The 13,050-nt window shown below is 58.7% G+C and carries 13 protein-coding genes; 3 read left to right on the forward strand and 10 right to left on the reverse strand.

Going from position 1 to position 13,050, the window contains the following annotated elements:
• Positions 1–16: 16 nt before the first annotated feature.
• From tal to pdxA, 6 genes are all read right to left on the reverse strand, one after another.
• Positions 17–967: a transaldolase gene (gene tal, locus HEP82_RS02890; protein ID WP_192456700.1), complete on the reverse strand. Its 951-nt coding sequence runs from the start codon at positions 965–967 to the stop codon at positions 17–19.
• A 32-nt stretch (positions 968–999) separates the two neighbouring features.
• The gene (locus HEP82_RS02895; protein WP_015853846.1) at positions 1,000–1,458 is read right to left on the reverse strand and encodes an RpiB/LacA/LacB family sugar-phosphate isomerase; all 459 of its coding nucleotides are present in this window, start codon (positions 1,456–1,458) and stop codon (positions 1,000–1,002) included.
• Between the two features lie 49 nt (positions 1,459–1,507).
• Complete coding sequence (locus tag HEP82_RS02900; protein WP_192456701.1) at positions 1,508–1,879, reverse strand: PTS glucitol/sorbitol transporter subunit IIA; 372 nt, start codon at positions 1,877–1,879, stop codon at positions 1,508–1,510.
• A 10-nt stretch (positions 1,880–1,889) separates the two neighbouring features.
• Positions 1,890–2,897, reverse strand: a complete 1,008-nt coding sequence (locus HEP82_RS02905; RefSeq protein ID WP_192456702.1) for a 2-keto-3-deoxygluconate permease — start codon at positions 2,895–2,897, stop codon at positions 1,890–1,892.
• Between the two features lie 163 nt (positions 2,898–3,060).
• Entirely contained in the window at positions 3,061–4,779 is a 1,719-nt protein-coding gene (locus HEP82_RS02910) for a four-carbon acid sugar kinase family protein (protein WP_192456703.1), read from the reverse strand.
• Between the two features lie 55 nt (positions 4,780–4,834).
• On the reverse strand, positions 4,835–5,878 hold the full coding sequence (pdxA, locus tag HEP82_RS02915) for a 4-hydroxythreonine-4-phosphate dehydrogenase PdxA (RefSeq protein WP_192456704.1): 1,044 nt from the start codon (positions 5,876–5,878) through the stop codon (positions 4,835–4,837).
• A 245-nt stretch (positions 5,879–6,123) separates the two neighbouring features.
• Between pdxA and HEP82_RS02920 the strand changes: the two genes are divergently transcribed.
• The gene (locus tag HEP82_RS02920) at positions 6,124–6,909 is read left to right on the forward strand and encodes a triose-phosphate isomerase (protein WP_192456705.1); all 786 of its coding nucleotides are present in this window, start codon (positions 6,124–6,126) and stop codon (positions 6,907–6,909) included.
• 187 nt (positions 6,910–7,096) lie between these two features.
• Positions 7,097–8,059 carry a sugar-binding transcriptional regulator gene (locus HEP82_RS02925; protein ID WP_192456706.1) on the forward strand — a complete coding sequence of 321 codons (963 nt, stop codon included), beginning with the start codon at positions 7,097–7,099 and terminating at the stop codon, positions 8,057–8,059.
• A gap of 164 nt (positions 8,060–8,223) precedes the next feature.
• Here the strand turns inward: HEP82_RS02925 and ruvC are convergent, their stop codons facing one another.
• From ruvC to aspS, 4 genes are all read right to left on the reverse strand, one after another.
• Complete coding sequence (gene ruvC / locus HEP82_RS02930; RefSeq protein WP_192456707.1) at positions 8,224–8,745, reverse strand: crossover junction endodeoxyribonuclease RuvC; 522 nt, start codon at positions 8,743–8,745, stop codon at positions 8,224–8,226.
• Between the two features lie 40 nt (positions 8,746–8,785).
• The gene (locus HEP82_RS02935) at positions 8,786–9,529 is read right to left on the reverse strand and encodes a YebC/PmpR family DNA-binding transcriptional regulator (protein ID WP_192456708.1); all 744 of its coding nucleotides are present in this window, start codon (positions 9,527–9,529) and stop codon (positions 8,786–8,788) included.
• Between the two features lie 142 nt (positions 9,530–9,671).
• Positions 9,672–10,115, reverse strand: coding sequence for a dihydroneopterin triphosphate diphosphatase (gene nudB / locus HEP82_RS02940; protein ID WP_192456709.1), 444 nt, complete (start codon positions 10,113–10,115; stop codon positions 9,672–9,674).
• 1 nt (position 10,116) lies between these two features.
• Positions 10,117–11,922: an aspartate--tRNA ligase gene (gene aspS, locus HEP82_RS02945; protein WP_192456710.1), complete on the reverse strand. Its 1,806-nt coding sequence runs from the start codon at positions 11,920–11,922 to the stop codon at positions 10,117–10,119.
• 295 nt (positions 11,923–12,217) lie between these two features.
• Here aspS and HEP82_RS02950 point away from each other — a divergent pair, with 295 nt between their 5' ends.
• On the forward strand, positions 12,218–13,030 hold the full coding sequence (locus HEP82_RS02950; RefSeq protein WP_192456711.1) for a DUF72 domain-containing protein: 813 nt from the start codon (positions 12,218–12,220) through the stop codon (positions 13,028–13,030).
• Positions 13,031–13,050 lie beyond the last annotated feature (20 nt).

The following is a 13,050-nucleotide window of genomic DNA, read 5'->3' on the forward strand; positions in this document are numbered from 1 at the left end:
TTAATCTCCCGGCGCGTTACATCAGGCTATGCAGCATATTTTCCAGCCGAATCTGATCGGCGGCGAACAGCCGGATACCTTCCGCCAGTTTTTCTACCGCCATCGGGTCGTCGTGGTGCTGCCACAGGAATTCCGCCTGCGTCATCGGGCTGGGGCGTGTTTCGCTGACCGCCTCGACGGACAATTGACGCGGCAGCGGCTCATCGCACGCCTTCAGCTCGTTGAGCAACGTCGGGGAGATGGTCAGCCGGTCGCAGCCCGCCAGCGCCGTCACCTGCGATTTCTTGCGGAAACTGGCCCCCATCACCACGGTGTCGTAACCGTGCGTTTTGTAATACTGGTAAATGCGCCGTACCGAGGCCACGCCTGGATCCTCGCCGGGCTCCGCCGACGTTTGCTCAGGGTGGGCCTGATACCAGTCATAGATACGCCCGACGAACGGCGAGATCAGGTAGACGCCCGCTTCCGCACAGGCACGCGCCTGCGCAAAGGAGAACAGCAGCGTCAAGTTGCATTGAATGCCCTCCTGCTCCAACACTTCGGCGGCGCGGATCCCTTCCCAGGTCGCCGCCAGCTTGATCAGAATACGCGAGCGGTCGATGCCCTGTTCCTGATACAGCGCGATCAGCCGCCGCGCTCTGGCGACGCACAAACCGCGATCCCAGGACAAGCGGGCATCCACCTCGGTCGATACCCGGCCGGGCACCTGCCGCAGCACTTCTGCGCCGATGTTGACCGCCACCTGATCACACGCATTAAGCAACCGAGTGGCGTCACTGCCGCCCTGCCGCTGCGCCTGCCCGACCGCATCGCGGATTAGGCTCTGATATTGGGGCAATTGCGCCGCCTTGAGGATTAAAGAGGGATTGGTAGTAGCATCCTGCGGCGCGAACTGCCGGATGGCGTCGATATCGCCGGTATCCGCCACCACTACCGTGTACTGTTTTAAAGCATCCAGTTGGTTCATGGTTATTCCCCTACGCCAGCTCTTGCGACGGACTATTCGGCAATATGTTGATTTTGATAGTAATCGATACGCTCCACCTTCGCCGCCGAGCCGCCGCCTTCATACTCGGCATTCAGCCAGGCGCGAATAATCTGCTTGCCCAGCTCAGCGCCGATCACCCGGGCGCCCAACGTAACGATCTGCGCGTTGTTGCTTTTGCGCGCCCGCTCCGCCGAGAACGTATCGTGGCACTGCGCAGCACGAATGCCCGGCACTTTGTTCGCCACAATGCTCATTCCAATACCGGTGCCGCAGATTAAAATGCCGCGATCCTGCTGACCGGCTTTAATCGACATAGCGACGGCGTGCGCTACATCCGGGTAATAACGGTTATCCGCATTTTTATCGCTGCTGAAATCCACCCAGGGAATATTGAGTGAATCGAGATAATTCGTAATGGTACTGCGTAATTCATACGCAGCGTCATCCGCACCAATGGCGATTGGTTTCATGATTAATATCCTTACTTCAGATTAATGAAATTTTAATTCAGTCGGATTTTCAGCACGGCTCAGAAATAATGATATTTCCTGAACCCGGTAATTTATCCGGTATATTCCCCTTAACATGTACCATCCCCGGTAATTCCGCCGTGGCACTGCCATCGAATAACAGCGTGATATGTCCCAACTCGCGTAAATTATGGTTGGCGACATCACCGATGGCGGTAATGAGATAATGCATCCCATCTAATTCCAGCTGCTGATTCACCGCCAGCGGCTGGAACCACTCACCATCCTGATGCAGCAGGCAGTACGCCCCCAGATCCGGCGGCACGCAATCGCTGAACAAAATCACGCGATTATCCCGCCGCATCGCCTCCGCCTCATGACCGACGGCGCGGATCGTCGCTTGCCACACGACATGTCTCATTCCAGTCCCCTCATTTCGCCTTATCCGCCGGCGAACTGAGCGGCTGCCCCGCCGCTTGCGTTGCCGGCGCATCGGCATCGGTTTTACGCAGGCGTTTGTCAAACCAGGCCACCAACACCGGCGCGGTGAGCATGGTGATGATGCTGGCGGTCGCCAGTTGCGCAGTGGCGGCATCGACGAACGCTTGTAGCGTCGGGTCTGCCTGGGCCACCATCGCCGGCGTCAAGGCCGAACTGGCCGCCGTGGTGCCGAGCGCCGCGCCAAGTGCGGTTTTCTTCTTCAAAAACAGGTTGTACAGGAAGTAGAAGACCATCGCAGTCAGGGCGGAAATGCCGCCTAACAGGATGCCGGACAATCCGGCGCTGAACACCGTATTCATGCTGGAGTTGGCGCCGATCGCAAACGACATGATGATGATGACCAGCGGCTGGGAGGCGGCGCACAACTGTTTGAATTTTTCATCAATATTGCCCCACATCATCCCGACCAACAGCGGCACCAGCATCGACAACAATGCCTCGAACGGAATATTGGCCAACCCGCTGACCCCCAATACCACCATGGTGACGAACGGCCCATCCTTGATGCAGAACACGGAAATGGCCCCGGCGTCGCTGGCGTCGCCATAGTTGCTGCACAGCGCGATATACAACGAGCTGTTGGAGCTGGTAATACAGGCCACCAACGCCAACGTGGAGATACCGAAAAAGCCCGCCGGCCCGAACAGGGTGCCCATAATCCACACCGCCAGCGCACCGGCGGCAAATTTCAGCATCAGCAATACCGCGCCTTTATATAACGGTAGCCCGGCCTGGCGAATATTGATCGACGCGCCGCAAATCAGCAGGAATATCCCCATCATTGCGCTGGAACCGGCTTTAAATAATGCAGTTGTCGGGCCGCCTATTTTTAACATCGACGGGAAAAAGGTATTAATTAATATGGCAAGGATTAATGGAATAATAATCAACCCGCCGGGGAACTTATTCATCTTGTCAAACAGATTTATATTTTTCATGGTGTTTCTCTTTTGTAGGGTAGAGTCACATCAGGCCTATTTTTATTAAATAGATTCGGCCCATATCCTGAATAATACGCATAGCGAAAAATAGGCTCAGGGTATCCGCGTACTGAATCAATACCAAATCACTCACCCGCGGATAGGTTATTTTTCAGCTATGTTACTGCGTCGCTTCGCGATAAATATGTTCAACGATGGTATGAATCACTTCATCCGAGCCGGTCAGCCCGCCTTTGCCGACGCACACCAGCCCGTTGTAATCGCCGCCGATGATCCTGACCAAATCGGTCTGCGGTATCACGTAATCCACCATTTCGATGCCGCTGGCGCCCAATCGTCTGAGCACGTTCACCATGGTGTCGCCCCCGGTCATGTACAACCCGCGAATTTCGCCGCCGCCGGCATCCAGCACCGCCCGGACGATATCCCCCAGCCCACGGTTGATATTGTCGGCCGCCTGCCCGTGCGCCAGTCCAAAGCGTTGTTCCTCCTGCGCTAAATCCAGCAACCGCCCGGTCAGCGCCGATTCGAACACGAAAATGGCATTGCGATGTGTGCGCACGCACTCCTGCGCCTGACGCACCACCCGCTGCACTTCAATCTCGGCCGAGTGATCCCGGTCAATCAGCAGTTCCGCATCCACCGGGATATGGCACACGCGCGCGTCCTGTTCGATCAGCCGAGTGAGCTGGCGTTTGGTCACGGGCGTGGCGCTGCCCGCCACCACCACCACCGACCCTTGCTGTTGGCTCACCGGCACCGGCGTGATTTCCGGACGCGGTTCATCGCGGATCATCTCCCGCGCCCAGGCCAGCCGTTCGGTAAACGGCCCGGGATCCACCGCCAGCACGTTCCAGTTCAGCAACGTCACCGCCCGGGCGATGGTTTCGATATCCGCCAATGAGATGGCATCCACCACCATGATGCGCGAGCCGTTCTGCTGCAACTGGCTCAGCGCCTGGCCGACCGCGTCGTACCCCTTGAGCACGCAGGATAACGCGATGTGGCCGACGTGGTAGTGCGTCTGCGCGGCCAGCAATTCCGGCACAAAGGTTTCCGTCACCGGGGTGCGCACATCTTTAGCCACATCGGTGCACGACAGCGCCACCGAGTCGATGACCGAATAGCCGCCCACCAGAATCCGGCGCGATTGCGGCATCGCCGGCACGACGACCGCCACGGTTTCCTGCGGCAACACGTCCAGCATGGCATCGATTTCATAGCCAATGCCGCCGCGCAGCGTGGTATCGACGCGCTTGGTGAAGTAGCGCGCCCCGCGCGCCTGCAACGACAGCGTGGCCTGGCGCACCAATTGTTGCGCTTCCGCTTTCGGCAGTGGTCGGCTATTGCTGCTGATCACCATCGCCTGCCAGTCTGAATCGCAGGTGTCGAAGGAATCCGCGTCAAAAAAGGCCGCGGTTCTGATGCCGCTGCGCGCCAGCAGCACCCCGACGGTGGTCGCGCCGGTCAGGTCATCCGCCACGATGCCCAGCCGGTCGCCCTGCCCGCCTTCGATGCGCAGTTGCACCCCGGCCGGCGTGACGCCGGACACGTAAATATCGTCACGAATAAACGCCGCCAGCGGCCCGGTTTTGCCAGTGGGGTGCAGGTTGATGGTGGGAATGCCGCGTTTGGGGTACAGGCCGCAGCGCAGCGTACCGCCGCAATCAATCACCACCAGCCCGACCTCCTGCTCCTCCGGTTCGCCGTACTTAAACACGTCCACTGCGTCCCAGCCGGTCAACTCCATCAAGCGATCCACCACCGCAGGGCGAATACCTCCGGTGATATAGGCAATCTTTTTCCCCGCCGTCACTTCAAGGCTCAAGGGCCCACCCCAGCCTTTGCTGCCGCGGGTAATGTCCAGATAACGTTTCATGCGGTTCTCCTTACTCAGGAAGGCGTGTACCCGGCTTGCGGGTACCTGCCTGCGGTTATCGGTGTTTCATCTTCCAGTAGCGTGCCGCCACCAGCGTTGACTCCAGCATGCTGACGGTGCCAGCCTTGCCGGTACCGGCGATGTCAAACGCCGTGCCGTGGTCAACAGAGCTACGCATAAACGGCAGGCCGAAGGTGATAGTGACCGAACGCTCGAAGTCCAGTGTCTTGCAGGCGATATGCCCCTGATCGTGGTAGAGAGAAAGGATCGCGTCGTAATGCCCCAGTTTGCCCTGGTGGAAAACCGAGTCGGCCGGAACCGGCCCGATCGCATTGATGCCGAGCGCCTGCGCCGCCTGAACCGCCGGAATGAGGTTGTCTTTCTCCTCGTGCCCGAACAGCCCATTGTCAGACGCATGGGGGTTAAGCGCGGCGACCGCGATACGTGGTTGCGGGATATTCAGCGCGGTGAATTCATGATGGATCTGCTGTACGCAGGCCAGTACCCGCTCTTTGTTGGCATAGTCGCAGGCGTCTTTCAGCGCCATATGACGGCTGACGAAGAACACGCGCAGTTTCTGCACATGGAACATGGTCAGGCCGTAATCGGAGCCGGTTTCCACTTGATAGATCTCGGTATGACCGGGCAACTTGCAGCCCGCCAGTTTGATGGCTTCTTTATGGATCGGCGCGGTGGAGACCACGTCAATCTCGCCGGCCATGCCCAGCGCGCTGGATTTCATCACGTAATCCAGCGACATCTGGCCGGCCAGTTTCTGCACTTTCCCCCAGACAATGCTGTCGCAGTCGTAGTCGCCGGTTTCCAGCACATCCAGCGTTCCCCAGGTAAAACGGGCTTCGGCCGGCGAGTGAATCACGTTGATGGCGAAGTCGCAGTTCCAGATCGCCATCGCCCGTTGGATGATCGGCACTGAACCGATCAAAAACGGCCGGCACTCCTCATACACCGCGTGATTCATCATGGTGGCGACGGAGATTTCCGGGCCAATGCCCGCCGGGTCGCCGATGGTAAGGGCTACGACAGGTTTGTTATCAACAACAGGTTTGTTATCAACCACAGGTTTTTTCTCAACCGACATATTTTTCACCTTTTTCATATGGCCAGAACAACCAAATGTTCATATGTTCACTTAAATAACTTTTGTTAGGTGGCAGTTTACGGTAAGAAAAACAAATAACCTTGAATAAGGTCACATTTCATACAGAAATATCCTTGAATGAGGAAATGCGTGATCGAACATTTGTTTTGGTCATGATTATAAGTAAAGCCATAAGGACTTTTGTTACCCTCACCGCAGGCGAATAGTGATAACGGGAGTGATTAATGAGAAACCTGATGCTGGGCACCAGCTGGAAAATGAACAAAACCCTGGAAGAGGCCAACGCCTATTGCGATGTGTTGGTTAATCGGCTCAATACGGCGGCCGGCCCCCACATCCAGCCGTTCGTCATCCCCCCTTTTACCCTGATTCGTGAGGTGACGACGCGCTTGCGTCAGGGCGGCGTCAACTGCCTGACCGGCGCCCAGAACATGCACTATGCCGATGCCGGTGCCTGGACCGGGGAAATCTCACCGTCCATGGTGCGCGACTGCGGTGCGACGCTGGTGGAGCTGGGCCATTCGGAACGGCGGCGCGACTTTGCCGAAAATGACGCAGATATTCAGAAAAAAGTACAGGCCGCGCTACGCTATCAGCTACGGCCGCTGGTGTGCGTCGGCGACAGCGCGCAGGAAAAAGGCTGGGGAGTATCGATTGAAACTGTCGTGCGTCAGATGAAAATCGCCCTGGCCGGGCTGGCGCGCCCGCAGGTTGAACAAGTGATCATCGCGTATGAACCCGTGTGGGCGATCGGCGACGGCGGCACCCCGGCGACGGCCGATGAAGCGCAAACCATACACCGCGCCCTGCGGCAGGCGCTGGCGGACACCTACGGCACGGACACGGCGGAGAACATGACGTTGCTGTACGGTGGCAGCGTAAATCCGCATAATAGTTCGGCGCTGATCCAATGCCCTGATATCGATGGATTATTCATCGGCCGCTCGGCATGGGACGCTGAGGATTTTTGTCGACTGGCGCACAACGCCGCGATGTGGCGGGAACGTTAAGCGTACCGTCGCGCCTGCGTTGGCGCTGCTCCGGCGTTATTGCACATGTCGTCGCCCACGTGAGCCGCAGTCCACATTCAGTCAGAAGGATCCTGCACGCCGGCCCCTGTCGATGGCCGTCGGCGAAGGAATAATGGCGAGACACGACCTGGTGCCTCACTGCAACCCTACAATGGCGAGTTAACCCATGAGTGAATTCGATTCAGACAGCGAACTGCTGACGGAAATTGCCGTCGCCTACTACGAAAACGAACAGACGCAAGAAGAGATCGCCAGCCGTTTCGGCATCTCCCGCATCAAGGTCGGGCGTCTGCTGAAACGCGCGCGCGCGGAAGGTATCGTCGAAATCAATGTGCGTTACCACCCGGTTTTCAGTTCGCAGATCGAACAGCAGTTCATCCGGAGTTTCGGCATCAAACGTGCGCTGATCGCCCTCGACCATCACGATGAAGAAGAACAACGTCAGCAGGTGGCGTCGTTGGTTTCCACCTATCTGTCCAGCATCATCAAAAACGGCATGACGGTTGCGGTGGGGCAAGGCCGCAACGTCGCCGCCGTCGCCAGCCATGTCGGCGTCTTTCCCGAACGGCAGTGCAAATTCATTTGCGGCATCGGCGGCACCAAACGCGACGGCGAGCTGATCGACGCCGACCACATCAGCCGGCATCTGGCGCGCAAGTTCAACGCCAGCAGCGAAACCCTGTATGCCCCGGCCTACGTGGAAAACTCCGCGATGAAGGCTGCCTTCATGCAAAACCGCTTGATCAGCGAGACACTGGATCGCGCCAGCAAGGCGGACATCGCGCTGGTGGGGTTGGGGGACATGAACGAAAACAGCTTTATGGTGCAACTGGGCTGGTTTACCTCGCAGGAGATCATCACCGCACGGCAGGAACAGGGCGTTGTCGGCGATATCGCCGGTTATTCCTTCCTCGATATGCAAGGCACGCCGGTGGACACCGTGATGAACGATCGGGTGATTGGGCTCAGCCCGGAACAGTTGCGCAAAATCCCCTGCGTTATCGCCATCGCCGCCGAGAATACCAAGGCCACCGCGATACTGGCGGCTTTACGCTCCGGGATTATCGATGTAATTGCCACCAGCGCCAGTAATGCCCGCACGGTGCTGAACCTGGAGCAGGCGAAATAGCGCTGCGAAAAAGCGGCCGCGCATGGCGGCCGATGGGAAACCGATGATCGGGCCGCGCCCCTTAGCTGACGAGCACGACGCAGGGGGGATAACGAGGAACATCGACCGTCAACGCCATCGACGAGCAACGTCATCGCGTCATCGGCCGTCAACGTCATCAACTATCAGCGTAATCGACCGCGCGCCAGCGTCAGCCGGTCGCTACTGATACGGGTGAGGTTCTGGCTGAAATGGCAATGGGTGATGGCGATGGCCAGCGCATCCGCTGCGTCCGCCTGCGGGTTGGCAGGCAGCTTCAGCAACGAGCGCACCATGTGCTGCACCTGGCTTTTCTCCGCCGCTCCGGTGCCGACCACCGTCTGCTTCACCTGCCGGGCGGCGTATTCAAACACCGGTAACGACTGGTTAACCGCCGCGACAATCGCCGCGCCGCGCGCCTGGCCCAGCTTGAGCGCCGAGTCGGCGTTACGCGCCATGAACACTTGTTCAATCGCCACGCAGTCGGGCTGGAATTGGGTAATGATTTCGCTGACACCGGCAAAAATCAGCTTTAACCGGCCGGGGATGTCGTCCACCACCGTGCGGATACAGCCGCTACCGAGGTAGCTGATTTGCCGGCCCTGTTGACGCACCACGCCATACCCCGTGATGCGCGAACCGGGATCAATGCCGAGAATAATACTCATCGTCACGCTCCCGGTTCACAGTGGCTGGAATCGCACGCCATTACAGCAGCGCCGCTACCTCGTCGGAGATCTCACCGTTGTGGTAAACCTCCTGCACGTCGTCGCAGTCTTCCAGCATGTCGATCAGACGCATCAGTTTCGGTGCGGTTTCCGCATCCATATCCGCCCTTGTGGACGGGATCATGGAGACTTCGGCGGATTCAGCCACAAACCCGGCGGCGTCCAGCGCATCCTTCACCTGGCCGAAGGTTTCCCATGGCGTGAAGACATCGATCGCGCCGTCGTCAAAGGAGACCACGTCGTCAGCGCCCGCTTCCAGCGCCGCATCCATCAGGGTGTCTTCGTCCAGGCCCGGTGCGTAGGAGATCACGCCCTTCTTGCTGAACAGATAGGCTACCGAACCGTCGGTACCGAGGTTGCCGCCGCATTTGGTAAACGCATGGCGCACTTCGGACACGGTACGGTTACGGTTGTCGCTCAAACATTCCACCATCACGGCGGTACCGCCGGGGCCGTAGCCTTCATAAATGATGGTTTCCATGTTGGCGTCATCATCGCCGCCCACGCCGCGGGCGATGGCGCGGTTCAGGGTGTCGCGCGTCATGTTGTTGGTCAGCGCTTTATCGACAGCGGCGCGCAGGCGCGGGTTGGAGCCAGGATCGCCGCCCCCCAGTCTGGCCGCCGTCACCAGCTCACGAATAATTTTGGTGAAAATCTTGCCGCGCTTGGCATCCTGCGCCGCTTTACGATGTTTGGTGTTGGCCCACTTACTATGACCTGCCATAAAAATCTCCGAAAAAGGCCTGTATCCCCGTGATCCCCCACGCGGTTGTTGCGTCGGTTCCGTCGCTTACCCCGGTGTGTTTTGATAAACCACCGACGTTCCGCCCGGTCGCCGCCTTAACATCACGCGGGTGCCACGAAGGTCAGGCTGGACAAATAACAAATTCTTCAATCGCTTGCCGGTTGCTCCAGGATATGGTCAACCGAGCCGCCGCCGGGGCATCCAGCCACTGGTAAGCAAGGTGTTCACTGATGATCACCTCACGTTCTGTTGGCAACGCCAGACAGAACCAGTGCTCCAGATTGTGCGTTACGCCCGGCGCGTAGCGACGTCTTAAATGAGCAAAAAGCTCGAATTCCACACTGCGATGGCAGTCAATCAGCGGCAACGCCTCGGCGGCGATATCGATATCGACTTCTTCCTTTACTTCACGCAGCGCGGCACACCTTGCGGTTTCGCCTTCCTCCAGACTGCCAGTGACCGATTGCCAGAAGCTTGGGTCATCACGGCGCTGAAGCATCAGCACCCTGCCGGTATCACGGGCGTAAATCACCACCAGAACCGATACGGGGCGCTTATAGTTCATCTTAACGATTCTCTGAGCCATTCTCGGCGGCATCCTGCGCCGCTTTGCCCTTGCCCACCACCGCGATGGAAAGCTCTTCCAACGCCGCCGGATTGGCGAAGCTCGGCGCTTCAGTCATCAGACAGGCGGCGGCGGTGGTTTTCGGGAAGGCGATAACATCGCGAATGTTGTCGGTGCCGGTCAGCAGCATCACCAGACGATCCAGGCCGAAAGCCAGACCGGCGTGCGGCGGGGTACCGAACTTGAGCGCGTCCAGCAGGAAGCCGAATTTTTCGCGCTGCTGGTGTTCGTCGATGCCGAGAATGCGGAACACCGTCTGCTGCATCTCACCGTTATGAATACGCACTGAACCGCCGCCGACTTCGTAGCCGTTCAGCACCATGTCGTAGGCGTTGGCAATAGCGGCGGTCGGGTTGGCCGCCAGCTCGGACGGTGCCATATCGCGCGGGGCGGTAAACGGATGGTGCATCGCCGCCAGGCCGCCTTCGCCGTCGTCTTCAAACATCGGGAAGTCGATGACCCACAGCGGCTGCCAGCTGTTTTCGTCGGTCAGCTTCAGATCGCGGCCCAGTTTCAGACGCAGCGCGCCCAGTGCATCCGTGACCACTTTGGCGCTGTCGGCGCCGAAGAACAGGATATCGCCGTCCTGCGCCGCAGTGCGATCCAGCAACGCCGCCAAAATCGCCTCATTGAGGAACTTGGCGACCGGGCTCTGCACGCCTTCCAGCCCCTTGGCCTTCTCGTTGACCTTGATATAGGCCAACCCTTTGGCGCCGTAAATTTCGATGAACTTGGCATATTCGTCGATCTGCTTACGACTCAGCTGGGCGCCGCCCGGCACGCGAATGGCGGCTACGCGGCCTTTCGGATCGTTGGCGGGGCCGGAGAACACCTTGAAGTCGACGTCTTTGAGCAGGTCGGCAACATCTACCAGTTCCAGCGGGTTACGCAAGTCCGGTTTGTCAGAGCCAAAGCGACGCATGGCTTCGGCGAAGGTCATGATCGGGAAGTCGCCCAGATCCACGCCCTTGATCTCCAGCCACAGTTCGCGCACCAGTTTTTCCATCACTTCACGCACCTGCGGCGCGGTCATGAACGAGGTCTCCACGTCGATCTGGGTAAATTCCGGCTGGCGGTCGGCACGCAGATCTTCGTCGCGGAAACATTTGACGATCTGGTAGTAGCGGTCAAAGCCGGACATCATCAGCAACTGTTTGAACAGCTGCGGCGACTGCGGCAGCGCATAAAATTTACCTTTGTGCACGCGGCTCGGCACCAGATAGTCGCGAGCGCCTTCCGGCGTGGCTTTGGTCAGCATCGGGGTTTCGATATCGAGGAAACCGTGGCTGTCCATAAAACGGCGCACGAAGCTGGTGATGCGGGCGCGAGTCTTCAGGCGCTGGGCCATTTCCGGACGGCGCAGATCCAGGTAGCGGTATTTCAGCCGCGCTTCTTCGGTGTTGTTCTGGTTAGAGTCCAGCGGCAGCGGCTCGGCGCGGTTGATGATGCTCAGCGCGGTGGCAAACACTTCCACCTCGCCGGTGGCCATGTCTTTATTGATTTGGCTATCAGGACGAGCACGCACGGTGCCGGTCAGTTGGATGCAGAATTCGTTGCGTAGCTCGGAAGCCAGCTTGAACGCATCCTGACGATCCGGGTCGAAGAACACCTGCACCAGACCTTCGCGGTCGCGCATGTCAATGAAGATCAAACCACCCAGATCACGGCGGCGGTTAACCCAGCCGCACAGCGTTACTTCCTGGCCCACGTGGGACAAATTCAACTGCCCGCAATATTCAGTACGCATTACGATGTCCTTTTACACCGCCGCCGATCCCATCACGCGCGCCTGTCGGCGGCGAATTGAGGCTGTCAGGCTGGCCGGCATGATTTTTCTGGAGTTGTGTCCAATAAAAAAAGGGGAACATTATAAAGGCATTTTCCCCTCGCAATAAATACGATGGTAGCGGTCTGTACGCCGCCCCGCACACACTTTTTTGTTTTTTTCCTGCGTTTGGCTGCCGGCTACACAATTGCGGGGTATGATGCCATCAACCTGTTACATTCGAGCAACACCTCAGAAACCCTCGGAACGGAACGTTATGTACATCGGTTTACCGCAGTGGCACCACCCGGCATGGAGCCGGCTGGGATTGCACGACCTGGCGGATTACGCCCGTTATTTCAATTGCGTTGAAGGCAACACCACCTTTTACGCCTTGCCTACCGCCGAGTCGGTACAGCGCTGGCGTGACATGACACACGATGCATTCCGCTTCTGTTTCAAATTCCCCGCCACCATCAGCCATCAGGCCGCGCTGCGCCATTGCCAGCAGCCGGTGGCGGAGTTTTTCCGCTGCATCGAACCGCTCGGCCCAAGGCTGGGGCAGCTCTGGCTTCAGTTACCGGCGGCGTTCGGCCCGGATCAGCTAGACACGCTGTGGCAATTTATGGCGGCGCTGCCGACGGGGTTCAGCTACGGCGTGGAGGTGCGTCATCCACTGTTTTTCGCCAAAGGGGATGCGGAACGGCACCTGAATCAGGGGTTACATCAGCGTGGTATCAACCGGGTGATCATGGACAGCCGACCGGTTCATCATGCGCCACCTACCAGCGACGCTTTGCGGGACGCTCAGCGTAAAAAGCCGAAGGTGCCGTTGCACGTGGTGCGTACCGCCGACGAACCGCTGATCCGTTTTATCGGCAATGAAGACCCAGCAGACAATCTGCGCTGGTTCACGCCCTGGATCGATAAACTGGCCGCGTGGCGGGCGCATTCCCCCTATCTGTTCATCCATACCGCCGGCACCGCCAGCGCGCCGGCATTGGTGCAAGCGTTATGGCCGCACCTCGACGCCGCGATCCCCGGCCTGCCGCCCTGCCCAGACTGGCCGCAGCAGTCGTCGCTGTTTTGACCGGTAGCGACGCAACGGCG

It is taken from the genome of Musicola keenii, assembly GCF_014855505.1.
GTDB classification, from domain to species: Bacteria; Pseudomonadota; Gammaproteobacteria; order Enterobacterales; family Enterobacteriaceae; genus Musicola; species Musicola paradisiaca.